This window comes from Nitrosospira sp. TNL300 (genome assembly GCF_055385915.1).
Genome location: NZ_AP041005.1, coordinates 2946285 through 2973260, shown reverse-complemented (window position 1 = coordinate 2973260; position 26976 = coordinate 2946285). Strand labels below are relative to the sequence as shown.

General features: G+C 50.3%; 20 protein-coding genes, 1 tRNA gene and 1 pseudogene. 21 read left to right on the top strand and 1 reads right to left on the bottom strand.

The features are described from left to right. Positions 1–55: 55 nt before the first annotated feature. The 8 genes and pseudogenes from ACZ5BW_RS13605 (at position 56) to epsG (ending at position 9179) form a co-directional block, all read left to right on the top strand. A tRNA-His gene (locus tag ACZ5BW_RS13605) sits at positions 56–130 on the top strand. A 952-nt stretch (positions 131–1082) separates the two neighbouring features. Next, complete coding sequence (epsA, locus tag ACZ5BW_RS13600) at positions 1083–1886, top strand: XrtB/PEP-CTERM-associated transcriptional regulator EpsA (RefSeq protein ID WP_464540853.1); 804 nt, start codon at positions 1083–1085, stop codon at positions 1884–1886. Continuing rightward, positions 1828–3297 (top strand): undecaprenyl-phosphate glucose phosphotransferase, encoded by a 1470-nt coding sequence (locus tag ACZ5BW_RS13595; protein ID WP_464540850.1) that lies wholly within the window; start codon positions 1828–1830, stop codon positions 3295–3297. The genes epsA and ACZ5BW_RS13595 overlap by 59 nt, the downstream gene beginning before the upstream one ends. Positions 3298–3510: 213 nt before the next feature. Then, a complete protein-coding gene (epsL, locus tag ACZ5BW_RS13590; RefSeq protein WP_464540847.1) occupies positions 3511–4749 on the top strand; it encodes an XrtB/PEP-CTERM-associated polysaccharide biosynthesis outer membrane protein EpsL in 1239 nt (412 codons plus the stop codon). A 279-nt stretch (positions 4750–5028) separates the two neighbouring features. Continuing rightward, positions 5029–5999 (top strand): annotated as a pseudogene (locus tag ACZ5BW_RS13585) (EpsD family peptidyl-prolyl cis-trans isomerase). Between the two features lie 28 nt (positions 6000–6027). Then, positions 6028–6822 (top strand): polysaccharide export protein EpsE, encoded by a 795-nt coding sequence (gene epsE / locus ACZ5BW_RS13580; protein WP_464540843.1) that lies wholly within the window; start codon positions 6028–6030, stop codon positions 6820–6822. A 15-nt stretch (positions 6823–6837) separates the two neighbouring features. Then, positions 6838–8229: a chain length determinant protein EpsF gene (gene epsF / locus ACZ5BW_RS13575; RefSeq protein WP_464540841.1), complete on the top strand. Its 1392-nt coding sequence runs from the start codon at positions 6838–6840 to the stop codon at positions 8227–8229. Positions 8230–8249: 20 nt separating this feature from the next. Then, on the top strand, positions 8250–9179 hold the full coding sequence (gene epsG, locus ACZ5BW_RS13570) for a chain length determinant protein tyrosine kinase EpsG (protein ID WP_464540839.1): 930 nt from the start codon (positions 8250–8252) through the stop codon (positions 9177–9179). 175 nt (positions 9180–9354) lie between these two features. Here epsG and ACZ5BW_RS13565 read toward each other — a convergent pair whose 3' ends face one another. Then, on the bottom strand, positions 9355–9816 hold the full coding sequence (locus ACZ5BW_RS13565; RefSeq protein ID WP_464540837.1) for a VanZ family protein: 462 nt from the start codon (positions 9814–9816) through the stop codon (positions 9355–9357). On the opposite strand from ACZ5BW_RS13565, the gene xrtB reads away from it, so the two are divergent. The 13 genes from xrtB to wecB all read left to right on the top strand — a co-directional run bounded on the left by xrtB (position 9731) and on the right by wecB (position 26697). Further along, complete coding sequence (xrtB, locus tag ACZ5BW_RS13560) at positions 9731–10645, top strand: exosortase B (protein WP_464540835.1); 915 nt, start codon at positions 9731–9733, stop codon at positions 10643–10645. The two genes, ACZ5BW_RS13565 and xrtB, sit on opposite strands and share 86 nt — an antisense overlap. Positions 10646–10647: 2 nt before the next feature. After that, the gene (gene epsI / locus ACZ5BW_RS13555; RefSeq protein WP_464543718.1) at positions 10648–11325 is read left to right on the top strand and encodes an exosortase-associated protein EpsI, B-type; all 678 of its coding nucleotides are present in this window, start codon (positions 10648–10650) and stop codon (positions 11323–11325) included. A 75-nt stretch (positions 11326–11400) separates the two neighbouring features. After that, positions 11401–12867 carry an oligosaccharide flippase family protein gene (locus ACZ5BW_RS13550; protein WP_464540833.1) on the top strand — a complete coding sequence of 489 codons (1467 nt, stop codon included), beginning with the start codon at positions 11401–11403 and terminating at the stop codon, positions 12865–12867. A gap of 45 nt (positions 12868–12912) precedes the next feature. After that, positions 12913–14394 carry an O-antigen ligase family protein gene (locus ACZ5BW_RS13545; protein ID WP_464540830.1) on the top strand — a complete coding sequence of 494 codons (1482 nt, stop codon included), beginning with the start codon at positions 12913–12915 and terminating at the stop codon, positions 14392–14394. Between the two features lie 111 nt (positions 14395–14505). Further along, positions 14506–15540: a glycosyltransferase family 2 protein gene (locus ACZ5BW_RS13540; RefSeq protein ID WP_464540828.1), complete on the top strand. Its 1035-nt coding sequence runs from the start codon at positions 14506–14508 to the stop codon at positions 15538–15540. A gap of 283 nt (positions 15541–15823) precedes the next feature. Then, a complete protein-coding gene (locus tag ACZ5BW_RS13535) occupies positions 15824–18223 on the top strand; it encodes a heparinase II/III domain-containing protein (protein ID WP_464540826.1) in 2400 nt (799 codons plus the stop codon). Between the two features lie 120 nt (positions 18224–18343). Continuing rightward, the gene (locus ACZ5BW_RS13530; protein WP_464540824.1) at positions 18344–19561 is read left to right on the top strand and encodes a glycosyltransferase family 4 protein; all 1218 of its coding nucleotides are present in this window, start codon (positions 18344–18346) and stop codon (positions 19559–19561) included. 284 nt (positions 19562–19845) lie between these two features. Beyond that, positions 19846–21159, top strand: coding sequence for an IS5 family transposase (locus ACZ5BW_RS13525; RefSeq protein WP_464540822.1), 1314 nt, complete (start codon positions 19846–19848; stop codon positions 21157–21159). A 232-nt stretch (positions 21160–21391) separates the two neighbouring features. After that, positions 21392–22414: a DUF354 domain-containing protein gene (locus tag ACZ5BW_RS13520; protein ID WP_464540820.1), complete on the top strand. Its 1023-nt coding sequence runs from the start codon at positions 21392–21394 to the stop codon at positions 22412–22414. Positions 22415–22436: 22 nt separating this feature from the next. After that, on the top strand, positions 22437–23540 hold the full coding sequence (locus ACZ5BW_RS13515) for a Gfo/Idh/MocA family protein (RefSeq protein WP_464574173.1): 1104 nt from the start codon (positions 22437–22439) through the stop codon (positions 23538–23540). 31 nt (positions 23541–23571) lie between these two features. Then, positions 23572–24438: a type 1 periplasmic-binding domain-containing protein gene (locus ACZ5BW_RS13510; protein ID WP_464540818.1), complete on the top strand. Its 867-nt coding sequence runs from the start codon at positions 23572–23574 to the stop codon at positions 24436–24438. A 19-nt stretch (positions 24439–24457) separates the two neighbouring features. Further along, complete coding sequence (locus ACZ5BW_RS13505; RefSeq protein ID WP_464540816.1) at positions 24458–25588, top strand: polysaccharide lyase; 1131 nt, start codon at positions 24458–24460, stop codon at positions 25586–25588. Continuing rightward, on the top strand, positions 25585–26697 hold the full coding sequence (gene wecB, locus ACZ5BW_RS13500; RefSeq protein WP_464540814.1) for a non-hydrolyzing UDP-N-acetylglucosamine 2-epimerase: 1113 nt from the start codon (positions 25585–25587) through the stop codon (positions 26695–26697). Before ACZ5BW_RS13505 ends, wecB begins: the two co-directional genes overlap by 4 nt. Positions 26698–26976: the final 279 nt, after the last annotated feature.

Genomic DNA, 26976 nt, shown 5'->3' with positions numbered 1-26976 from the left:
CTCGTCGTAGCTCTGTGGCGGGTTTCGGAATTGTGTATTGCGATTTTCTCGGATGGTGGCTGTAGCTCAGCGGTAGAGTCCCGGATTGTGATTCCGGTTGTCGTGGGTTCGATCCCCATCAGCCACCCCAAAACATCTACCCCATCAATTTCATTCACTGCGAGACCTTGCGCACCGCAGGTCCTCCTGTTTGAGCTTGCCGTGCATAGCGTGAAGTAAAACGACATAGCCATATACCCTCGTTGTGCACAATATGACGTACACAACCTGTCAGCCAGGATTTCACCCTTTTCCTGCTTGGGGAGTCGAAAGCATCCACTCCTATGCTACCTTCCCGTAAATTCACATCATGATTCCTTGACAACTGCCGGGCCTGCTTCTATTTTCTATTGTCAGCAATTTTGCATAACAAGCTTATGTACGCGTTAGCGCAAGAGGGTGCGTCCTTAGCCGGTACGCCCGGTTTTTACCCGGTTGCCAGCCTGCACGCTTGAGAAGCATATGGATTTGCCGGTAGCAGCGGTCCTCTGTCCGGGAATTTCCCGCATATGCCCTTCGTCATGCCTGTTTCGGTCTTGGCGTTCCGATTATCAAACCCCCTCCCGAGCGGCAAATTCATATTTATTGAGGTTATGTGAATTAGCGAACAGACAGTATTTTTATTACCGGTATATTTGATCTTAGCCTATTGTTGTTCTCGTCGTTCTCGTTCTCGTTTTTGCTCTTTTGCAGGTAGCAGTCGTTAGCAGGGAAGACTCTTCACCTGTTATCCTTAATATTGATGGTAGTGGTCGAAATACTTTGGTAACAGTAGTAAGTCATTATGTGTAGTGAATCATTATTTCGAATACTCCCGATAAAGCGGACGTCCAAAATGAAGCACAGTGTCGAGCAGAACTCACAGCATCCAATACTGGAAAGACTGAGGGGGAAACCAGGGGCGTTTGTGCTGTATCAGAGAGAGAACAAACGACTACATAATGTAACGACAGTGTTCGCCCACAATTCACATTCTTTTTACCGCTAGTATCAGAGCCTGAGTTATTTAACCCATTCAATAATCCGATTACTCACAAAATAAAATGGGTTTTTTCCCTTCGTTTACTGATGATCATCTTCAGCGTTACTTTCGCATCATTCAGGAAGGAACAGCAGTTCGTCGCCATTTTGATCTATTAAAATGGCTGCAAGGGGAAGTGCAGCATTATTTGCCCCACGAGATCCTGCTTGCGGCTTGGGGCGATTTCGGCTCGAACAATGTCCGATACGACGTCATTTCCCCGCTACCTGGTCTCAGAACGGCGCAATTGCAGTTGGATCGGCTTTCTCCATTGCTGAGCGTATCCTACAACCGGTGGATTGAGATGGGACGCATTCCTTGTGCATCCAGGGTTTGGGAGGCGCAGTTAGGCGTGTCGGAGATTCTTCAGGGGGATGGAGCGGCGCACTGCTCTTTCGGAAGAGCGTTACGCACCATGCGCTCGTCACTGTTCCATGGTATCAGTGATGAGCGCGGACACCATGACTGCCTTTATGTCGTCTTTAGTTCGAAGGATAAGCTTGACGATTCAACATTGATGGCAATGGAAATCCTGCTGCCCTACCTTGATACGGCTTTGCGCCGCGTAACACCCTTGCCGCAGCACTCCTGCCGGCCCTCCCTCCTTGTAGATGCGCCGGAGTTCGATATCCATGGACTGAGCGAGCGAGAGGTCGAAATAATGACCTGGGTAAGAAAGGGCAAAACAAATGCCGAAATCGGCAGTATCCTGCGCATCAGTTCTTACACTGTCAAAAACCACCTGCACCAGATATTCCGGAAACTCGATGTCTACAACCGGGTGCAAGCCATTTCCAAAATTGAGCAACGCGTTGGTCATGGCTGAGGCAAATCCCACATTTTCCGCTTCAACTGTTACCGCGCGCCAGGCGAAAGGCCCGCTGGCTAACAATATGCTGAGCGCGGTCGAGTCAGTGCTTGATCCGGCAATACTGACACTTTCGTTATGGCTGATAAGTACCAGCTTTGAAGGCGAGTTGCTTCCGCCTTACTTGATCCTGTCGGTGATCGTATTCTCTATCTCCTTTCCAGGTGCGTCACATCTCCGGTCATCCGTCAAAGTCCTTATCTTCGACGTGCTCTACACCTGGTTCTGGATGGCTTTACTACTGTTTTTTCTCGGTTTTGCCACTGGTTATATCGTACAATTCTCCAGCCAGGTGCTCATCACATGGCTATGGGCTGCGCCCTTAAGTCAAATCGGCGCCCATATGCTGTTCCGTATCGCTGCACCCTATCTCCTCATGCTCCAGGGTCCGCCACAGCGCGCCATCATCGTTGGCATGAACGAGCAGGGGGCAGCGTTCGCCAGTCGTATCCATGAAACGCGTTATTCCAATATGGAACTGTCCGGTTTTTTTGATGATCGGAATGAGAGCCGGCTTCCACACGCGCGCCATAACCCCTTGCTCGGAAGACTTCGAGAACTCCCTGAATTTGTCAAGGAGCACCGCATTCAGTTCATTTATCTGTCGTTGCCGATGGCCTCCCAGCCACGCATTCTGCATGTTCTCGACGAGTTGAAGGATACGACTGCTTCAATCTATTTCGTGCCTGACATGTTTATTACTGATCTTATCCAGGCGCGCAGCGGGACGGTGTGTGGTACGCCGGTTATCGCCGTCTGTGAATCCCCATTTGCGGGTTCCAATGGGATCATTAAGCGGGCCAGCGACATTATTCTCTCGCTACTGATTCTTCTACTCATCTCGCCCCTTCTACTGCTCATCGCGGCTGCCATCCGGCTGGATTCGCCAGGCCCCATTATTTTCAAGCAGCGACGCTATGGGCTGGACGGCGAGGAAATCCTCGTCTACAAGTTTCGCTCGATGAGCGTCTGCGAAGATGGGAATACCATCCGGCAAGCACAAAGGGATGATAGGCGCATAACCCGCATTGGGGCTTTCCTGAGGAAGAATTCCCTGGACGAATTGCCGCAGTTCATCAATGTATTGCAGGGGCGCATGAGCATTGTCGGTCCCCGGCCGCATGCAGTGGCGCACAACGAGATATATCGCAATCTTATAAAAGGCTACATGATCCGGCACAAGGTAAAGCCGGGAATTACGGGGTGGGCGCAGGTCAACGGCTACCGCGGAGAGACGCGAACCCTGGACAAGATGCAGGCACGCATCGATCATGATCTTGATTATTTGCGCAACTGGTCGTTGCGGCTCGATCTGCACATCATCTGCAAGACTATTCTGGTAGTACTGAAAGATCGGGCTGCATATTAATTAATGCTTTCCTCCATGCGCCGCAAAGCCTCTCAGCACCCGTTAACACGAATACCACTTCCGCTATCCTCCCGCTAATCAAGGTGATACTCTTGCAGCCTCCTTTGTATCGGAAAGATAGAGATATCTAAAATGAAAAAAAGATTGCCGTTAAATCTTTCCCTTGATCGCCGTCGTTGGATCGCAGTAATTGCTTCTTTAGGTTTTTTTTTGATGGATGCGCAACAGGTAATGGCTCAACAGTCGATGCCGCATCCCCCCAGGAAGGTTCTCGACAAGACCTTCAGCGTGACCGCGGGCACCACATTTACGTACGACAGCAATGTCTTTCGTATGTCTTCCCTCGCTAACCCGGTTGCATTCACCGGTGAACCGCGGAGAGCCGATCAGATCATTGTCACGTCTGCAACTCTTGGGTTCAATAAAAGATATTCCATGCAACGCTTCGAGGTGACCGGCACCCTGGTTGATAATCGTTACATGAATTTTGATTTTCTTGATTTTCTCGGAAAAAATTACAACGCAGCCTGGTACTGGTATGCAACCCCTTACATCCATGGCAGATTGACTAGTCGCCACAGTGAAGCGCTTAACAATTTTGCAAGCCTCACCGGTTTTGTGAATGGTACGAACCGCAATCTGCGCACCACTGACAACTATCATTTCGATGGAGTTCTTGAGCTTAACAGGGCCTGGCATCTCATTGGCGGTCTTGACCATAGCGTCCTGAAGAACAGCCGCCTGACCATTCAGAATTTTAACAATATGGTTTCCTCGGTGGAGGGGGGAATACGCTATGTCTCAAGTTCCGGCGGCACGCTCACTTACAAAGTGAGAAGCGGATTTGGGCGGTTCATCAATCGACCGGCGCCTCTTCCCGACGTTCTCTTTGACACCCGTTTCGATGAAATGCACCATGATTTCCGCATACATTGGCCCATCACGGCCAAGACCTCCATAGATGGAGGAGTCGGCTACCTCCATCGTAAGCATGCTCATTTTTCCCAACGCGACTTCGCCGGCTTCGTGGGCGATCTCAATATAAATTGGCTGCTGACCAGCAAACTGCAGTTGACGGGGGGATGGTCCAGGCAATTATCCAATTATCAAACTGCACCATTTGCCTTTCAGAATTCTATCTTTGAACGTTTCTCGAGCAGTTACATGGCCACCAATCGCTTCTCGATTGCCCCTGTCTGGCAAATAACGGAAAAGACTGCATTGAGGGTGCGCTATGATTATGTTATCAGTGATTTTCATGGTGCTGTTATTTCCCTTCCTGGAGGTAATCGGAGCGACCAAATGCATTCCGGTTTAGTTGCTCTGGATTGGCGGCCCCTTAACACGCTCTATCTCAGTGCCGCTTTTCATAGGGATCACCGCACTTCCAATCATCGCGGCTTTGATTTTGACAGCACTGCAGGAAGTGTCTCGGCTACGCTTAATTTCTGATAATCATGCAATCCCACGTTTCGCTATTATTACTATCGAGACAAGTTGAGAGGAGTTGGCAAGAAGTGATTTACAATGAGAGTTCGATAGTACGAATGGACTATTGCAGCCGAATACTACCTCGGCTAACGTGGTTGTCAACTCCCTGAGTTACAGGGGCGTGTAGCGATGGGAATCCGTACTGGCGGGAAGTGTAAAATACTTGAAAACACCGAGTTTTTTTAAATTATTTGTCCTATTTTTTAACCAAAAAGCCAATGGCTCAACAAACTTGATCATATGAAAATGGATCGTCAGAAATTCATAATGCCACTATTACTCCCGTTGCTTGCTTTAGGACTCGTGGCTTGCGATAAAAAAGAATCACAACAACCGGCCAGTCAGGTAGCGGCCAAAGTAAATTCCGGCGAAATCTCTGTGCATCAACTCAATTATGTTCTGGCCAGAGCCACGCGCAATAGCGCAAATTCTCCAGAAAACGCGTCCAGAATTCGGCAGGAAGTTCTTGACCGCCTGGTCGATCAGGAGCTTGCGGTAGAACAGGCTATCAATAAAAAACTTGACCGTTCACCGGAGGTTCTTATGGCCCTGGATAACGCCCGTAGAGAGATTCTTCGCGCGCCTATCTCGAGCAGATCACTGCGGCCACCCCAAAGCCAACCATCGAAGAGGCAAAAACCTACTACTCGGAACATCCTCAGCTTTTCGCGGAACGTCGCATTTATAACATACAGGAAATTGTGCTTCCTTCATCAGCCGGTGTCGCGGACGAACTGCGGCAAATGCTCGACTCGGGCAAGCCTATGGAAGACATTGCAAAGTGGCTGAAAGGCAAGGAGATAAAGTTTGCCGCCGGCAGCGCAACACGTTCTGCCGAGCAGATTCCTCTTGAGCTCCTGCCCAAGATACATCCCCTGAAACCCGGCCAGGGCCTGCTCATCCAGGGTCCGCAATCGATTACCCTCATGCGGATTGCTGCCGCACAGACAGCGCCGGTTACCGAAGCAGCGGCGTTGCCGCGTATCCAGCAGTTTCTTGGAAATCAACGCGCGGCAGAAGCCGCGAGGGGGGAAATAAAGGCGCTCAAGGCAAAAGCCAAAATCACCTACATGGGCGAATTCGCTGCTCCGGATAAAAATGCATCCGGCGGAGAACATTCCGTTCCGTCAGTCGCCAGTGCTACGGATACGAGTTCGCCGCAAGTCGATAATACCGGCCTTGAAAAGGGTGCGGCTGGCTTGTTGAGATAACGCAATTATCAAGAGGAAGTTCGACAATATGTTCCAAATTTTGGTTCGTACCTTGATCCTTTTATCAATGTTGTTTTCGGCTAAGGCTTTTGCCGAAAGTCCTGACTATCCGCTGGGTCCGGGGGATATCCTGCGCATTCAGGTTTTTCAAAACCCTGACCTTACTACTGAAACCCGGGTTTCCGAAAGTGGTTCCATCACGTTTCCGCTGGTTGGCGCTGTCGAGGTCGGTGGGCTTTCTGTTGCTTCCGCCGAAAATAAACTTGCATCGGCCCTAAAGAAAGGCGGCTTTATAAAGCAGCCACAGGTAACCATTGTTCTCCTGCAGATGCGAGGCAATCAGGTGAGCGTGCTTGGTCAGGTCAACCGGCCGGGACGTTTTCCCCTGGAAACCCTGAGCAGGGTGAGTGACATGCTGGCTGCCGCCGGCGGTACCACGGCGCTTGGCGATGATTTTGCGATCGTCACCGGAACCCGCAATGGACAACCTTTCCGCAAGATGATCGATATTCCCGCACTTTATCTGGAAGAGAGATCCGAGGAAGATATCATCCTTGCTGGAGGGGACACGATTTACGTTCACCGGGCTCCTGTTTTCTATATTTACGGCGAGGCGCAACGGCCTGGCGCATATCGTATCGAGCGGGGCATGACCGTAATGCAGGCTCTGGCTCAGGGCGGTGGACCTACCCCGCGAGGCAGCGAATGGTGGCTGCGTCTTGATCGTAGAAATGCCGATGGGGCCGTTGAGCGGCTTTCACCCAATATGACGGATGCAGTTCAACCAAACGACATAATTTATGTGCGAGAAAGCATCTTTTAAGCATCCTCCGCGATCATGACACTTCAACAATTTCTGCTCATCCTTCGTGCGCGCTACAAGATAGTCATCTCCGTTTTATTGTTTACGGTGATTGTCACACTTATAGTCAGTGTTCTATTGCCGAAGCAATATACTGCCAGTGCCTCCGTAGTAATCGACGTCAAATCGCCTGATCCTGTGGCTGGCATGGTGCTGCCAGGTTTGACATCTCCGGCATATATGGCGACTCAGGTTGATGTTATCAACAGTGATCGCGTAGCAGAGCGTGTGGTGAAGATGCTGCGCATGGACGAAAGTCCTGAGATAAGGGAGCAGTGGGTGGAGGGCGGAAGTAAAGGCGATTTTATCGTTTGGCTTGCGAACTTGCTGAAGAAAAAACTTGATATCAAGCCCTCCCGGGAAAGTAACGTCATACATATTGAGTTTACTGGTAGCGATCCCAATTTTGCTGCGGCTGTTTCAAACGCCTTCGCTCAGGCCTACATCGACGTCAATCTGGATTTGAAGGTCGCGCCCGCGCGGCAGTATGCGCAGTGGTTTAAAGAGCAGACTGCTGCCGCCAGGGATCAGCTTGAGCAAGCCAAGTCGGCACTTTCTGCGTATCAACAAGAAAGCGGGCTCGTTGCTACCGACGAACGCCTGGATTACGAAGTTGCCAAGCTCAATGAACTTTCAACGCAGCTCACTATTATTCAGGCTCAAACATCGGACAGTAGCAGCAAGCGGAAAGCCTTTGAAGATCCGGAGACTTTGGCTGAGGTGATGCAGAATCCTTTAATAAACAGCTTGAAGTCGGACATTGCGCGCCTCGACGCGAAGCTTCAGGAGAGCAGCGCCTATCTGGGGCCAAATCATCCACAAACCAAACGCACGCAATCTGAACTCGCCTCCCTCAGAAGCAAGCTATCCGCTGAAACACGGAAGATTCATAGCAGTATCGGTACCTCTTATGAGGTGGGAAAACGGAAAGAGCAAGAGTTGCTCCAAGCGATGGAAAGGCAGAAGGAGCGCGTGCTGGAACTTAACAAACAGCGTGATCAGATGAGTGTCCTCAAAGGGGACGTGGAAGCCGCGCAACGCAATTTCGAAGGCATAAGCCAGCGTAGCGCTCTCACCCGTCTGGAAAGCCTTTCCGTTCAGACTAACATAACCCCGTTGAACCCTGCTTCAGTCCCGAGTGAGCCGTCAAAACCCAGGTTATTGCTCAATATGCTGATTTCCATTTTTCTTGGGACGCTGCTAGGTGTGGGCGCCGCCTTGGTAGTGGAATTAATGAATCGACGTGTGCGTTCTGTAGAGGACATTTTGGAAGCCATAGAGATCCCGGTGCTTGCGGTAATGTCCGGTCCGTCTCGCAACAAGCTTTCGAGTCGTCTTCCCAAATTGCCCAACCCGGAAACCAGTTAATACTCAAACGGAGTTACATCATGAATCCCGTAAGCGCCAGTTTGCCGGCCCTCAAGAGGAATCAGAATTCTAATCCCCGCGAATCGTTCTTTGCTGGCCGAGCTCAACTCATTGGAAATAGCGGTTCGATCGGAGCAATTCTCGTCAATGCGGGAAGGCTGTCCGAAGAGAATGTGACTCGCATACTGGAAGCGCAGGTACAGCAGCAAAATCACTTTGGCGAAGCAGCTATAAACCTCGGTCTGCTCACGGACGATGACGTGCGTTTTGCTCTTTCGCGCCAGTTTAATAATCTCTATCTGCCAGCAGGAGATAACAGTCTCAGTCCCCATTTAATCGCGGCTTACAAGCCCTTCAGTCCTGCCGTCGAGCACCTGAGGGGGCTGCGCAGTCAACTCATGTTACGCTGGTTCGAGCCAGATACGGACCGAAACGTGCTTGCCATTGTCAGCCCAGGCGGGGGAGAAGGTCGAAGCTTCATAGCGGCTAATCTTGCCATCGTTTTTTCACAGCTTGGCAAGAGTACATTGCTTGTCGATGCAAATCTTCGGGCACCCCGCCAGCAGGAGTTCTTTAAAGTGAATACAGGTGGAGGCTTATCCAGCTACCTTGCAGGTCGTGCTGGCTTGGAGAGCATTGTCAGAATTCCATCCTTGCCCGGTCTTTCTGTATTACCTGTGGGCGCAGTACCGCCGAATCCACAAGAACTGATTGGTCGGCCCGTTTTTGCAGATTTGCTGCAATCACTTGGCTGCGAGTTTGATGTTGTTATCGTGGATACACCCTCAGCAAGCGAATACGCGGAAGCACAAATTATCGCGACGGAGGCATCTGCTGCCTTGATTGTCCTTCGAAAGAACTATACCTCTCTATCGCGAACCATGGAGTTGGCGCGCCGTTTCCAGCAAACGGGTGCTGCAGTGGTAGGTTCTGTGTTGAATGATTTTTGAATAGTAAAGTGGCATGAATTCATGGTCGTATCACTATAGATAGGTTCGCATTATCGAAATTCCACGAGCATCAGGCGCTAAACGAAAGGGATGATATATCTTATATTTTCTTCATTTTCCTGATTCGCTTGTGAAAACAGATAGGGGAACTATTGGCGCAGTTGGAAAAGACGGGTTAATTCCGGTGCCGCCACTCTGCCTCGAGCAGAGCAATACCGATAAGACTACCTGTCACATCAGCGACAAAATCATCCCACCCTGCTTTGCGGCCGGGCAGATACATCTGATGCCATTCATCAAACAAGCCGATCAACGCTGCTCCGAGAAATGCGAGGCCCAGCCGTCGCCAGCCACTGAGACCACTTGCTGCACCTATTGCCCACGTGAGCAGGGCGAAAATAACAGTGTGGGCAAGCTTATCCCAAGGGCTGGGTATTAGATTTACAGCAACAGGTTGTGCTCCACCAGCAAACAAGCCAATCAGAATTCCCAGCACCAGCAGCATGGCGGCGGCGCGAAGATAACGAGATAACAGGTATTGTGAAAACAAGATGGTTATAAATTCTTCAATTATCTTCAATAAAAAAAATTTGCCGGGCGAATCTCGTAGTCCGGTATTCGTCTGGTTGCCTATCATCGCCGGATTAATCGTACTTTATTTACCAAGCCTGGTCGATCTTTTTCATGGCATCTGGTCTACCGATCAACAAGCTCATGGGCCGATTGTGCTCGCTATCGCCTGCTGGCTTATATATCGGAAGTGGCCGAAAATGTGGCGTCAGAGCGAGGGGAAACCCACGACTCCAGGTGCTGGCTGGCCAATCTTTATTTTTGGCCTGATGCTCTACGTGGTTGGACGCTCTCAGGATATCCTGCTGTTCGAAATTGGTTCTGTAATCTGGCTGCTGACCGCCATTCTCTTGCTCATGCGTGGTGGCACTGCCCTCAAGACGCTATGGTTTCCACTCTTTTTCATGTTATTCATGATTCCTCTTCCCTCCACGTTCGTCGATGCTGTGACAATGCCGATGAAAATGGCAGTTTCATATGTGGCGGAAACCATTCTTTTCTGGTTCAACTACCCCATTGCGCGTACTGGAGTCATTCTGCAGATTGGGCAATACAAGCTGCTCGTAGCAGATGCGTGTGCAGGTCTTCATACTCTCTTTACGCTCGAGGCACTCGGCCTGCTCTATCTTAATCTGGTTCGTCACGACTCATTATTCAGAAACGTCACATTGGCTATCCTTATTGTTCCGATATCCTTTACCGCCAACGTTATCCGGGTAATGGTACTGACGCTGATTACCTACCATTTCGGCGATGAGGCGGGGCAGGGCTTCCTGCACGGATTTGCGGGTATGGTGCTCTTCCTCAGTGCTCTGCTGCTGATCATTGGGGTCGATTCACTATTACAAATGGCGGTCAGACTGCGTGTCGGAAGCAATGCGCTCGGAGAAGCATGACAATGAATCCCTGGCTAAGAAATTGCCTGCTTCTAGTGCTCATGCTCGCTGCCTCAGGCCTTGCGCTAGCGCTGAAGCCTACACAAAAAATCGCCGACCAGGGTCCGGTGGTCGACCTCGAAACAATGATCCCGAAAGAATTCGGAGACTGGAGGGAGGAGCAACATAACTTTGTGCAAATGGTCGATCCGCAGCAAAAGGAATTGATCGAACGGATCTATACCCAAACACTCAGCCGCACGTATGCGAATTCCAACGGTTATCGAGTTATGCTGGCGATAGCGTATGGCGATGATCAGAGAGATTCCATGCAAACACACTATCCTGAAGTCTGTTATCCCGCACAAGGTTTTGAACTGATATCGAGAGAGAGGAGGAATATTGCCTCATCAATGGGTTCAATTCCCGTTGTGCAGCTCGTAACTTCGCTGGAAAAACACAGAATTGAACCTGTGACGTATTGGGTGATGATAGGCGATACACCAATCACTCAAGGTTGGAGAAAAAAACTGGCGGAGATGCGTTATGGCCTGAAGGGAATGATTCCCGACGGACTTCTTTTCCGGGTTTCATCCGTCGATCAGGATGACCGTCACGCTTTTGCAATGCACCAGGTATTCGTTGAGGACATCTTGTCCGCGATGCCGGTAGCGGAACGCAAGCGATTTGCGGGAACGTAATGATATGGGGCTACAGGGCAACCTTGGGTTTTTTTCGCTCGGGCAGAAATATTGCCGAGACCGATGGGTCATGAGATGAGTCTGGCCGTCAAGAGCTTAAGCGCTGTCAAGAGCAACTATACCGGAACGGTCATTCGAGTTGCCTCCCAGTTGATTGCGCAGATTTTGATCATGCGGCAACTCGGGCCCGAACTGGTAGGCACGTTCGGTTATGCATTGCTACTTCACGCAGTACTGGCTTTGGTCATCGACCAAGGCTTTGGATGGTCTTTGATACAAGGGCATTTCAACGATAAACAGGAAATCGCTACAGCCTTTTCCAGAATCATGCTTTTATCGTTTATTTGCATGCTTGGTGTTATCGCCATTTCGTACCCTGTTGCAGATTATCTTGGAAATGAACTTGTTGGATCTGTATTCAGGTACTCTGCCCCCTCATATCTGCTCGTCGGATTCGTCGCTATATCACAGTCGAAACTGAGGGCTGAACTCCGATTTCGAGAAATTCAAATATCAACCACCGGCGCTTACCTTGTAGCCTATCCCATTGTGGGGGTGACCATGGCTTTAGCCGGTTTCGGTGTCTGGGCCCTACTAACAGCGTGGTACGTAGCAGCTATTCTCCAGGTTGTTATCGGACATTACTACAGTCCACACTCATTAAGACTTGCAAATCCCTTTCGGCCTACCAAGAGTGGTCCGCTGGGGCGCCAAGTGGCGGGGATCAATGTCTTGAACTGGGCTGTAGATAACACTGCAGGCGTATTCGTGGGCAGTCTCGGCGCGTCATCATTAGGTAACTTCAACGCTGCTTCCATGTTAGCGCGCACTCCTGTACTTCACGTGGTGCAAGCACTTCAAACTATCCTTTTTTCCACGGCTTCCGCAATTGGTAATGACCAACGACGAATAAGGCATCTTTACCTGAGTGCCCTCGCTGCGGTCAGTTTTATTGTTTTTCCAGCGTATGGATATACTCTCACTCATGCAGAGCTGATCGTTGAGGTAGTGTTCGGTGACAAATGGCTTGATGCCGCTGGAATTTTTTCCGCTATGTCCATAGGAATGATTGCACTCGCAATGAGTTCCCTTTCCGGAGCAATCCTTACCGCAACCGGCGATCAGAAAACGGTATTTTATTCCCAGACTGCCTGCTTGATGCTCCTGATCCCTGGTTTGTTCTTCACTATAAATATTAGCCTCGTCCATGTGGGCCTCGCCATCACTGTTGCGTACATTGCTCGATTCTTATTACAGCTAAAAGCAATAGCAGTAAGAGGCGGGATTGCGCGTGTGGAATTCATTTCTGTAATAAAAGGTCCTTTTTTTATCGCAGTCTTTATGGCCATGCCTGTCACACTGTTCGAGGACTTCTCGCATGCGGCAATGATTCCAACTGAGTTGCTGGCGCTTGTTCTCAAATGCTTCGTGCTTCTGGCCCTGTTCAAAGCATTTCCCCGTTTTTTCTTTAGCTTCAGTCTTACAGATTTGCTGATAAGATTTTCAGTGGGTCGCAGAGGGATCAATTTCTTGGGCCTTTAATACGAGCATGTATCAACAGCGTTCAATCGTTTGCGAGGATTTACGGTGCTGACAGTCATCGTTCTATTGATCGTGGCATTCGTTTTTGCGCTTTGCTGCGTGGGTGCCGTGATTGCAGCTATAGGCGCGGCGTCGAATTGGCCCGGCCGGTTGTTCAGCTGCCTGATGTGGATGATAGTTGTAGCGAGCGTCGGCACTATCCTGCTGTCGGAGCGTGTTCTCAGAATGGAGCAACAAGGCCTTGTTATCGCATCCGAGGGCGATATGGGGGGAACCATCGTTGCCAAGCTGCTTCTCGCGGCCATCGTCGGGGTTTCCGTAGCGCTATGTACGGCCTGGGTGCTTACATCAAGCAAAAAGAGGGCGCAGAATGATCGCTTCAAGCGGAGGGGATTGTATTCACCTAATGATATCTTGATAGCGTTCACCGTGTTTTATGTGGCGTTCAGTATCTTGCCGCTTGTTTTTGGTGAAAGTCATTATTTCCATGTATCGCTGGTTTATCCATTCTTCGTATTTCTTGCCCTGTTCCTTTGGGTACGGATGTCAACTAGCGATCCAGTAGTCGTCGTCAAGCAGTATCTTGCAGCAGTGGTGCTTGCCAGTTTAGTTGTTGCCGTGGTTGCACCAAGCCTTACTATACAACCTGGCTACATAGGTCTCATTCCCGGATTCAGAACACGCTTGTGGGGTTTGACCAGCCATGCAAACTCCATGGGATCAATCGCGTGCGCCCTTCTCATCCTCGAAGCGGCAGAGCCCTCAGCAAGACCGTGGATTAGAAGATGTATTCTTGCAGCGGCGGGATTGGCGCTGATTTTAACGCAATCGAAGACGTCAATTTTGGCGGCATTTTTTGGACTCTTCATCATTTTTGGCTGGCGGCTGCTGTCCAATATTGGCTCAGAAGCAAGAATCAGCAGTACAAATCATAGGCACGCGCTATCCATTTTGATCGTTGCTTCTAGTGCATTTCTTGCATTAGGGGGAGCTTGGTTGATGTTTTCCGATACATCTCTCCTCGCATCCTTCGAACATCAGCTGGAAGGGCGGGCAGTCGGCCGTTTGGAAACCGGCAGCGGTCGTACATATATATGGGACATGGCCATTCGCGGCGCAATGGAGAGCCCTTTGTTCGGGCAAGGGATGGATTTCTGGAGTCTGGAAAACAGGCTCCGTTGGGGTCTTATGGGAGCGGTCCACGCCCATAATCTGTTTTTACAGGTATTTTCCGTCTCTGGATTTGTTGGATTGACCGCCTTATTGGTGTTTCTATATTTCTTCGTGCGTTACTCCATCCGCGCAGCGAAAATCACGCGTGGCGGCAGTATCGCCATGCTTGCTGTTTTTTTCATCCGCTCGGTGGGGGAAGTACCGCTTTCGCCAAATTCCATCCTCGGAAGCGAGAGCCTGGCGATGATCGCCTATTTTATCTATGCTATGGATAGGGGCGCCAAACGCTTTCACGAAACTCGCGCAGAGCCTGCTTGGCAGGGTGGTTTTGCCAAGACTGCAAGAATCAGATAAGTAAATTCATCCAAATTTTGTTTCTTTTATTGAAAATCCTTCCTCTATTGACTATGAGTCAAGAAATAACGATGAGTGGTAATGCGAGTCTCAATCTTAATGAGGTGCAGTATGAGATTGTCAGTCCTAATAAAGACCTATAACGAAGGGGGCAAGATCGCCAAGTGCATTAAGTCAGTTCTTGATTCCGTCCGGGAAATAGAGGGAGGAGTCGAGATCATCGTGGCGGATTCACTATCCACTGATGATACGGTTGAAATAGCGAAGAATTATGACGTTAAAGTGGTGCAACTGCGTGCTGCCGAAGATCGTGGTTGCGGGACCGGTGTTCAGCTTGGGTTTCAGCATTCAAGCGGACGCTACGTGTATATCCTGGATGGAGATATGGAACTGCAGCCGGGCTTTCTCCCGCAGGCTCTCCAACTGATAGAGAGTGATCCTGGGCTAGCGGGAGTATCTGGATTATTGCGAGATAGGACGATAAGGAATTGGTTCGAACGCCAGCGCAATATCCATCGGCCCACAACTCAAGGGGAATTGGCGTGCTTGCCGGGTGGCGGGTTATATCGTCGTAGTGCTATCGAAAACGCGGGAGGGTATGCCGGAAATCGCAATCTCCAAGCCTATGAAGAAGCCGAACTGGGTTTTCGGCTCCACAGCCAGGGTTGGCGACTGGTGCGTATACCTGTTATGGCGGTTCTTCATACCGGTCATGCCGGTACGACCCGTTCCTTGGTTGAACGGGTGTGGCGAAATGGCCGTGTAGCTTCCGGGGGCTTGTTCCTTAAGCTTGCACTTGCCCAACCTTACAGGTTTGATGCAATCAGAATGTTTATCCATCCATTGGCTACGCTTGCCTACTGGATCATCTGGCTCGTCAGCCTGATCCTTGCGGATGATTGGCGTATTTTCGCCGGATTAGCAGGATTTGGTCTTCTGATATACGCATCCCTGGTTTTCAAGAAGCGTAGTTTCCGGGACGCGGCAATATCTATGCTGCTGTGGCATATCGCAGCACTGGGAATTGTCAGGGGATTTGCGATACGCAATCTTCATTCGCCTAACACGGAAATCCCCAGCCTCGTTTTAAAAGGAACTGAGCAAGAAGTAGCAGTCACCCAGGTACATATTGCCAAGCGGGCTTGAATGGTGGTTGCAACAGAATAGTTTCGCGCGCGATTTGAAATAAATGACGTAATCCTTCAGCTGTGCTAGCGAGAAGTGGGGAACACGGATTGTCGGTCCCTCCGTCAGACTCCACCGTCGTCAGATGCAATTGAAACTCTTCTTACTGACAACCAGTTTTGGGAGCGGTTGGTTTCAGCGGTTCCTTAGGTTGGGGCCATGTTGGCGATAAAGTAGTGAGACTTGATGGCAGCGGTAGCTTTCAAAGGTTTACTCCAGGCAAGTACTTGATACCAATCATTCTATGGGGCTGACGGAAATGATAAAACGATCGTACTTTGATTATGGAAAAATCCAGAAGCGTTATGAGCTGGCGATACGGTGTCCGTTGCTGTTGGTTCTGGTCATTGTGGCAGCAGGTTGCACCACGCCGGAGGCGGAGCAGGGATTGAACACCATACGCCTCTCGCCTTCAAACAGGCAAACAGCTCCTGCTGACTGGGCACAACCAAAGGACCTCAAGCTGGTGCAACCAAAGCCTGCCCAAGGCGCTGTTTCCATCCAGAATCCGCCAGGATTCAGCTGGAGCCGCGCACAGCAAGCGCAAGGCTACGAATTGCTCCTCCGCGGACCCCATAACAAGGCATATACATGGCAAACAACCCAAAACTGGTTCTTGCCATCATCCAAATTAGAGCCAGGTGAGTATACCTGGAAAGTCCGACCGACCGGTTCTCGTGGGCAATGGAGCGATGCGCGTAGTTTCTCTATTTCGTCTGATGCAATCGTGTTCGAAGTTCCTTCTGAGGAAATACTATTAAAATACATTAGAGCGCGCACTCGGCCACGTTCACTTTCCATCACCGAAAAAGGTACCGATGCTCGGACAGAGGTTGGTCAGTCTAAAAGGAGAGCTAAGCAGGCTTCCACTATCCAACAACTAGAATATCGGGTGAAGAGTAGCGCCAACAAGGCACCTGTAGACGCTAATTCTCTGGCGTTGGCGCCGCGTTCCAAGGATGAGAAGGCCTGGGTCGCCTCAGTCGCAGCCATTCGATCCCGCACTTCTACCGAGTCATATCAATTGCGACTTGCCGCTGTGCTTTGGCAACTCACTGGACAGCGCCAGTATCTCGAGGAGGCGAAGCGCCGAGGCAACGCGCTTGCTGCACTCGATCCCCGCGGATCCACCTCTCAGGTAAATCAGGATCAGGGCAATCGCAACATTGCTTGGGGACTGGCTATTGCCTACGATTGCTTGTCAGACAATCTATCTAACGCCGAGAACTCGAGGTGGCTTGCCATCATCAAGGACCGAGTCGGACAGATCCATTCCGATCTCAAGTCTTCGGGATGGCGCTTGGCGGAAGCGCCCTTCGATTCTCACGGGGCAACAAGTCTCGGTTATCTCGCCACTATCTCGGCACTTATGATTGGTAGCATACCTGAAGCTGAGCAGTGGTTCCGGGATTCATTTCGTTTTTATATACATTACCAAAGCCCCTGGGGGGGCGAGGAAGGCGGGTTCGCAGACGGCACCGCATATGCCCAATATTCTCTTGATATTTACCTTGATCTCTGGGACGTAATAGCCGCCACGACGGGCGTCAATATGTACGAAAAGCCATGGCCCCGAGGTTTACTTAAATTCCTGGCATGCTTTAATCCACCGGGAAGTCCAACGTTCACCTTTGGTGACGGAGCTGAGAGAAAGCCGTGGGAGGAAGTAATTAAAGCATACGCAAATCGTTACGATAATGACTTCGCTCTTTGGTACTCAGCGAATCTGGGTGGTTCTCCCCCCCCATTGACCGAACTGACCAACCCGGTATCACGTACAAGGGTAAATACATCTGGCGTGGCTCCAAAAGAAAACTCATGTATGTTCAAGACTATCGGCTGGGTAGCCATGCACAATCATTGGGCTGATCCCAAGCGTACATCCATTTACTTTAAATCAAGTCCTTACGCGGCGTTCAGCCATAGTCATGCCGATAACAATTCGTTTGTCGTCATTTCAGAAGGTGAGCCACTGCTGATCGACAGTGGGTATTATGACTGGTATGGTTCCCCCCACTGGAAAGGATGGTATTGGCAAACTAAAGCGCATAATGCCATTACGTTCGATGGAGGAAGAGGTGAGGCAGAGAAAACTGGTCCTGACCAGATGACAGCAGCGGGGAGACTGGTAGACTTCCACAGTAATGGGAAAGTCGACTTCGCAGAAGGGGATGCATTAGCGGCATACGAGGGTGAATTGCAGAAGGCCAGGAGGCGCTTGTGGTATTTACGGGACGAAAATGTACTCGTTATTCATGATTCCCTGAACTCTGCGGTTGCACGGCAATTTGAATGGAACATTCATTCCGCCAATACGTTCGAGGTCAAAGCCCCCGCATCGATCGAGACGACGAGTAAAACCTCTCGTGCCTGCATTGATATGCTGCAGCCAGGCGAAATCGAGTTTCTACAGAGCAACAAGTTTGAGCCTCCGCCTGCAGGGGGAGTCGAAAGCAAAACTCAAGAAATGCCTGAAATTAAAGATCAGTGGCATGGGAAGTTCCGGAACAAGCAACGGCAAACTGAGATGGAATTCGTGGCGGTAGTGCGGGTGGGATGCGGCGATGTCCCGCTTAATGCAAACGATTTTACGTCTCGACGCCAGATAGTTATTGGAAAAACAAGAATCGATATTCCGCGCTAATGCTTGGGGGATCTCACTGACACAAAAATGTAGCCGGTGGCAATGTCGGTTTCCGGTGAAACTTACCTTGGGAGAGGAGTGCATGCAGACGAAACAGTTTAATCTGAAGCAGATTGCTAGATGAAGTCAGGATTTATATTGAACGACCAATCGAGGTGTGGGGAAAGCTTCTTCCAGCTTTCACTGGGAAGAACCAAACGATATTCCGCTAACTTTGGTCGGGATTCGGAGATTTGTAGTATCCGAATTAAATCATTGATGAGTCGAGAGACCGTTTCTCTTATGCTGGGAACGGACCCCGCAGGCAGGGGAGGCATAGCTTCGGTCGTCAGCTTATTTCAAGAGGAGGGTTTTCTCGACCAACAAAATGTCAAGTATATTACTTCACACAGAGAGGGAACATCTTTTGAAAAGCTGACAACTATGCTTCTTGCTACCTGGCAAGTCCTATGGCATTGCACTTTCGCCAGCCCAGCCATTATTCATGCTCACTCGGCCTCCCGTGCAAGCTTTATTAGAAAATCCATTTTTCTTGCTATCGCAAGATTTTTCCGTTGCCAGACAGTTTTTCATCTGCATGGAGGTCAGTTCTCTCATTTTGCTTCAAAGGAATCAGGGCCTCTACTGAAATGGTGGATTCGGCGGACTCTCGAGAGGAGTTCCATAGTTATAGCATTATCCGAAAGCTGGGCAGCTTTTCTCTCAGCCTATGCTCCAGCGGCTAACATACTAGTCATCCCCAATTCTGTCGCACTCAGGACGCAGTCATTCGAAAGAATGGAAGAGTCCGGAAGAATTCTGTTCCTGGGGCATGTAGGAAAGGGCAAAGGAATATTCGAATTATTAAAAGCCTTATCTCTACTCAAGGATTCATTGCCGGATATCAGATTAGCTATTTGCGGGAATGGACATCTTGACTGGGCGCGAAAGATGGCGGATGAACTGGGGATTGGCTCTAACGTAGAGTTTCGTGGCTGGATAAACCCGGATCAGAGAGCAAAAGAATTTGCTCGTGCATCGATTTTCACGCTTCCCTCTTATGAGGAGGGCCTGCCGATGGCTATGCTGGAAGCAATGGCGGCCGGAAAGGCGATCGTTGTAACTCCCGTCGGAGGTATACCGGAGGTGGTCAAGGATCGAGAAAACGGCTTACTTGTTCCACCCGGGGATGCTCACGCTCTGGCGCAAGCTTTACGGGAGATAATGGAAGATTCCAGTCTTAGTAAGATGCTGGCGGAAAATGCAGTAAGGACAGTCGAGGCAAGATTCAGCGCTCCTGTAGTGCTGGCGCAGTTCTCTCAAGTCTATGAGAGCCTTAGGAGTGTTCCTCGGAGTTGAGTTACGTTACACATAAGTTCATGACATAAGTTATTCGCAAGCCTAATCTCTAGCACAAAATGGATTGCTATTTGCAAAAAGCATCTAGTCGGTCGTCCTACTGATTCCTTGCGCGTCACTCGTAATATTTCGGGCTACTCGTTTACGCATAACAAAAACAGCAGGCATAACTAGTCGCTCCTGAAATACGGCCTAATCCTTATAGATATTAGCATTGAGGGGTATACAACGGCTGATGGAATTGCCAGAATTGGGAATATTTTCCCTGGATTTCTGGTGAATTCATGAAGCCGAAGAAGCAAGAGAGGCCTGCGTGTGATGACATGTTTCGCCTGCGTTTGCAACACATACTCGATCAACGGCATGCGTTGTATCGGCTGGCGGAGAAGATTGACTGGAATGCAGCAGAAGCGCGCTTTGGCAGGCTGTATGCCGAGGAAGGGCGTCCTGGTATTGCGATCCGGCTCATGGTGGGATTGCACTACCTCAAACACGCCTTTAACGAATCGGATGAAAGCGTAGTGGCACGCTGGGTAGAAAATCCTTATTGGCAATACTTCTGCGGGGAAGAATACTTCCGTCACACCTTGCCGATTGATCCGAGCCAGATGACGCGGTTTCGGCAGCGGATCGGCAAGCAGGGTTGTGAATTCATGCTTGCTCTTACGGTTAAGGCCGGACTTGAAACCAGGACCGTATCCAGAGCCTCGCTGGCCGTGGTAAATGTGGACACCACAGTGCAAGACAAAGCCATTGCATTTCCGACCGATGCCAGGCTCTACCACAAAGCCAGAGGCGCGTTGGTGAGAATGGCCAAAGGTATGGGCATTGGGCTTCGTCAGAGCTATGAGCGCTTATCCAAAGTAGCGCTAGCCAAACATGGGCGCTATGCTCATGCCCGGCAGATGCAGCGCGCCAAACGTGAACAGAAGCGGCTCAAGACCTATCTTGGGCGAGTGATCCGTGACATCGAACGCAAAGTGGCGGCTGGGCAAATACCAGGGGAACAGGAACAGTCCAAGCTCAAGCGATTGCTGGAGGTTAGCCAGCGTATCCAGGCACAACAACGCCACGACAAAGGCAAGGTGTACAGCGTGCATGCACCCGAAGTCGAATGCATTGCCAAAGGCAAAGCCCACAAGCCTTATGAATTCGGCGTCAAGGTAGGAGTGGTCACCACCAGCAAGGAGAGCTTCGTCATCGGCATGCAAGCCTTACCCGGCAATCCCTATGACGGACACACGCTTAAAGCATCTTTGGCGCAGGCACGGCGGCTGACTGGACGGGTGCCCAGGCAAGTGTACGTGGATCGGGGTTATCGCGGTCATGGCATTGCTTCAGATCGGATAAAGGTATGGGTTGCCGGCGCCAAACGAGGTGTCACGGTACCCATCAGGAAGAAGCTAAAGCGCCGTAATGCCGTGGAGCCCGTAATTGGGCATATGAAAGCCGATGGGCGCCTGGCAAGAAACTTCCTCAAAGGTACAGCAGGTGATGCCATGAATGCTCTCTTGTGCGGTGCTGGGCACAATCTGCGTAAGATTCTGCGCCGAGTGGCCGCTTTTGTACGCCTACATTCTGCAATGCCTGGAACATAAACAAAGTGAACACACCCATCAGTTCCTGATGCTTGTCCGCTAAAAACAGGTTTTTCAGGGACGACTAACTATTCCAAAAGGATTGAAAGGAAACTGCGTCTCCCCGGGGAGCCATGAAGAAACGTATTGCAGGATAAATACCAATATCCTCCCGAAAACGAACGGCCAGGTAAAGGTAATTCGGAAAGGCGAGGTGTTCGGGAATAGACTTGAGGAAATTAGAGTAAGTAATATGCGAATCTGGTTAGAACTCACGAATTCACCCCATGTGAACATGTTCGCGGCAATGATCCGCGATCTGGAGAAGGATCATGAAGTAATCATCACTTCGCGGCCGCTAGCAAACACAATTGATTTGCTGGATCTTCACGGATTCAAGCATGAAGTGGTGGGACTTCATTACGGCAGCAGATTGAGCGCCAAACTGCTAGGCTTTCCAGTTCGTGTGATGCAATTGCGGCAATTTCTAGCTAAACAGCAAATAGACGTTGCTATCTCCCAGAGTTCCTTCCATTCTCCCAGTGTTTCCCGTTTGCTGGGCGTGCCTTCTATTTATATGAATGATAATGAGCATGCGCTGGGAAATATCCCGGCCTTCATCTGCGCGAGCAAGATCATGGTGCCCGAGTTCCTAAGCTTAGGGAAATTGAAGAAACAGGGAGCCAATCCTCGTAAGGTGATCCATTACCCTGGTGTAAAAGAGGGCATCTATTTATGGGAACTGGATGCGCGTCTGTCAAAGGAGGGAGGCTGGCAAAGAAAGGCCAAATCGCGCAAAGTCGTCTATATCCGTCCCGAACCATGGACGGCGCAATATTACAAGGGAAAGCGAAATTTTCTCGATGATCTTCTGCTTGGAATGCAGGACCATGTGGATGTCGTGTTGCTGCCGAGAGGCAAGGAGCAGAGCGTTCACTACCAGAAGTCCGAGTTCTCCCACGTACGTGTTGTGACCACGGCACTTGATATCGCGGATATTGCTCCCGACTGCGACCTTTTCATAGGAGCGGGCGGCACGATGACTCGCGAAATGGCAGTACTTGGCATCCCAACCATTTCTGTCTATCAGGATGAGTTGCTGGATGTGGATCGCTATTTGCTGAAGGTGGGAGCGTTTGCGCACAAACCCGAGTTGATCTCAGAGGACGCACTACGCTACCTGGAGTTGACCGAGAGCCGTCCACCGAATCGTGAACTGCTTGAAAAGGGGAGAGCAGCTTACGACATGATCAAAAACGAAGTTCTGAACAGATAATTTTTGCTTGGGAGTAATTACTATGGTGCGCCTTGGAGTGTTAGGTTTGGGCAAAATGGGTTTGTCGCATTACGCCATGATCAATGCCCATCCGGGTGTGAAAGTCGAAGCGATATGCGACTCGACCGGGTATGTTCTGGACGTTCTCAGTAAGTACACTGGCGTTCGCACTTACACGGATTTCGATGTCATGTTACGCGATATCGAGCTGGATGCGATAATCATTGCTACGCCTTCCCGTTCGCACGGACGGATGGTGGAGGCTGCACTCAATGAAAATCTCCATGTTTTTTGTGAGAAGCCCTTTTGCCTCGATATAGCAGAGGGTGAGAAGCTCGCCCGCATCGCTACCGAGAAGGCCCTGGTCAATCAGGTCGGTTATCACAACCGTTTTGTAGGGGCTTTTCAGGAAGTGAAGCGTTTGCTCGATGCAGAGGCAATCGGTGCTGTCACACATGTGCTGGCCGAGGCGTACGGTCCAGTAGTGCTCAAGCCCAAGAGTTCCACCTGGCGCACCCAGCGTACCGAGGGCGGCGGATGCCTGTACGACTATGCTGCTCATCCGATCAACCTGGTAAACTGGTTCCTCGGTGCGCCTCAAAGTGTGGGGGGGTCGGTATTGAATAAAATTTTCTCCCGAGACACGGAAGATGAGGTGTTCAGTACGTTGTATTATGACGGTGGAAAGAGTGCGCAAATCTCGGTGAACTGGAGCGATGAATCCTACCGCAAGATGACTACGAAGGTGACTCTCTGGGGTACCCAGGGGCGTATATACGCTGATCGCCAGGAATGCCAGGTATATATCCGCGATGATGTGGCTGTTCCCGCAGGATATCAGCGAGGATGGAATGTGCGCTATACGACAGATCTGACTGAAGCGGTGTGGTTCTACCTGCGTGGCGAAGAATACTCGGCACAGCTGGATTACTTTGTGCGCTGTATCGAGGCGCGCGCGGACGATAATGTCAATTCCTTCGAAGAGGCTGTGATGACGGATCGGGTGATGGCAATGATGGTTGCCGATGCGGAAAAGCGCCCGCCCGTTACATCTGGCATTGCCCCTCGGCAGGCGCCGGGAAAAAAATTCGGCCTGCTATTTGGCGGTCGCAAGGCAGTGAGTTGAAGCGGCCTCTCCTTTAAAGGAAAAGATAAGAATGGAACGTCTGTTGTTTGGCGACAACCAGTTTTTTGGGGTCAATCATATGTCGGAAGAGAAGGCGCGTACGCAGATGATGCGCTTTCAGGATCTGACGGCAGTCATCGACGTACTGGATAACGCCTATGATGAAGGCGTCACGTCTTTCATGTGTACAACCCATGATCGCATCGCGATGGTCTGTGATCACATGCGATCGAATCCAGAGCGTTACAAGGACTTCCAGTTTTTGCCATGCATGCCCTACGCCCACAAATATGCAAATGCGGTCACCGAGGATGGGATGGTAGGTGCGCTGAAGCGGTTCCTTCCGGAAGAAGGCATCGTGAATGCGGCGCTGCGTGGGGGAATGTCCCTTGCAAGAAAGGATATCGAAGGCATTACCACTTTACTGGTGGATGCAGAAATGAAGATGTTTGCAGGTTTGAATACTCCTGTAGTCTTTCTTCAAAACGTTGTAGTCGACCTGTTGTTGGGTCTCGACTTCAAAGCAGCTTTTCGTATTTTTGCCGATCATATCAAGTCTCGCTATAACGCCGAACCCGGCTTCATTACGATGAACATGCCGAAGTTGCTGGATGCGCTCGAGGAGGTGGGTATCGAGAACCCGATTGTGTGTTCCAACATCAACAAGATCGGGTTCCGCATGTGCGGCGGTTTCGAGGCTTATGAGCGGGCGCTGGATGAGAAGAAGTTTCGGGCCATTGCGATGTCGGTGTTCGCGTCTGGCGCGGTTCCAGCCAGGGAGGCAATCGAGTGGGTCTGCAAGCAGCCAAACATACAGGCCATCGTTTTCGGTGCTTCGAGCAAGACAAATATCCGGAATACAAAATCGTTGGTAGAGGAATTCTGGCGTCCTAATTAGCACTTTTTTTGGAGCAGGGATGATCAGGGTTACAGCGCTTGTTTTATGTTTTGCTTTAACGTTTCCTTTTAGTTTCGCCTATGCTGATATAGTTTTCGATGGAAGATTAAGTAAAGGGGATTTTTCCAGTTATCGAGCGCTCGAAGCCAATGGAATGCGTTTCGGTGGTGCTTTGGCTCCGAACGGTATTCCATCTCGGCTGGAGCAGGTTCATGATCCAGCGGGTTCCGGTCAGTTGGTGGTGCGGGCAACTCATGTTCCTGGCGATCTGCCTACATATGGGGGTTACCGCTCAGAATTAAGCACCTTCCATGATCCCATTGGCTCTGAACGGTGGTATTCCTGGGGTTACTATCTTCCAGAAGCGTTTACCACAGCGAAAAATGATGTCATCATAGCACAGATTCATAATACCGCCGATATTAGGGAGAGTAATAGTCGGAATCCCACTCTTGCAGTGCTGGTTCAGGATGGGAGGATAAAGCTCATAAATGTATTCGATTACGACAAGATTACCTCGCCAGCAGGTACTCGCCCAATCACCGGGGTTGATTATGAACGTCGGGAATTGGCCTCATGGGATCTTCATACCGGACGTTGGACGTTTTTAGACTTGCACGTAAAGTGGGCCGGGAACGATACAGGTTTTCTCGAATTCTGGAAAGATGGGACGCTGCTTTTTCAAGAGAAAAATCACATCAACACTTTCAATGACGAAGGGGGCGTATGGTTCAAGAGCGGGCTATATGATTGGTCGCCCAGTCCGGAACCTGTTTCCACATATTTCTCTGGAGTCATCATCAGGGACGACGAAAAAGTAATGTTTCAGTCAATGTCCCTCGTGCCTGAGTCAAGCATTTCTCTGGATCCACTTCTGCGCTGGGGCGTGGAACAGGACTTAAGCGACACGATAGGGAATATTCTTGCTCAGCGGATGGTCCAGGCAGGGGAGAGCCTGGTCCACAGCCATAATGAAACCCTTCATAATGTCGTCACTGGGGATGGAAAGGAAATGTTTCAGTCTATGTCAGTGTCCCTCGTGCCTGAGCCAAACATTTATTTGATGATGCTGGTCGGTGTGGCAAACGTCGGTTTCTTCACGTATAAGCGTCGGACGATCTTGCTAACAGAGAACCCTATGCCAGCATGAAAAAAATTTATCTTGTTGCCGGAGCCCGTCCCAATTTCATGAAAATCGCGCCGGTGGTGCGCGCTTTGCAGACTCGCCAGTGCTTGCAATTTAAAATCATCCATACCGGTCAGCATTACGACAGGGAAATGAATGACGTTTTTTTTGAAGAACTTGGCATCCCCCAGCCGGACGTTTTCATGGCGGCGGGTGGCGGAACTCACGCGCAACAGACCGCAAGGATCATGATGGCATTTGAAGAGTTTTGTGAGGCCGATCCCCCGGAGGCTGTGCTGGTGGTAGGCGATGTGAACTCGACATTGGCCTGTTCCATTGTAGCCAAGAAGTTACATATACCCGTGGCTCACGTAGAGGCCGGCTTAAGGAGCGGCGATATCACGATGCCGGAGGAAGTCAACCGTATCGTTACCGATAGCATTTCCGACTGGTTTTTCGTGACTGAGCCCAGTGGAATCGATCACTTGAAGCGGGAAGGAAAGCGGGATTCCGCCATTCATTACGTCGGCCACGTGATGATCGATAATTTGTTGTACCAGCTCCAAAAGCTGGAGGGCCACGATATTTCCAGTCTTGAAACAAGCCCGTTCAAGACGAGGCTTGCCGCCAATGGAGGTCGTTATGGAGTCGTGACTCTGCACCGGCCGAGCAACGTGGATAACGTCGAGATGATAACCCGCCTGTGCAGTGCGCTGCGGGAGATTGCCATGGAATTGCCCTTGATTTTCCCGGTTCATCCTCGTACCCGGGGTAATCTTGAAAAGTTTGGCATTGAGCTGGGGCCGAACATCACGCTGCTAGGACCGCAGGCATACATGCCTTTTCTTAATCTATGGAAAGACGCCGTGGTGGTGCTGACTGACAGCGGAGGGTTACAGGAAGAAACCACTGCTCTCGGTGTGCCTTGCGTTACCCTTCGCGACAATACCGAACGTCCTATCACTGTTGAAGAAGGATCCAACGTATTGGCAGGTACCGATCCGGTGCGCATCGTTGGCGAGGTACGAAAGATATTGTACGGAGAAGGCAAGCGCGGCCGACGCCCCCATCTATGGGATGGAAAAGCGGCTGAACGGATAGTTGACGTGCTAGTGAAGGAAATGGAACTATGAGTATAGAAATATAATAAATCAAGGCGCTATTTTCATGGAGGTGAGTATGGGGGAAAATAGCATTTACGAGGATGGAACTTATTTAAGCAAACATCCAACCTGGCATGAGGAGGATTCGCCGTGGAAAGCTGATATCACAAAAGTTTATTTGGCGACAGTGCCGAGTTCGACGTGGTAATGGCTATCGATGTATTCGAGCATGTCGAAGATTATTTCGGGTTTCTGCGCGATCTGCGAAAAAAGGAGCGTACAAGGTATTCCATATTCCCCTCGAGTTGT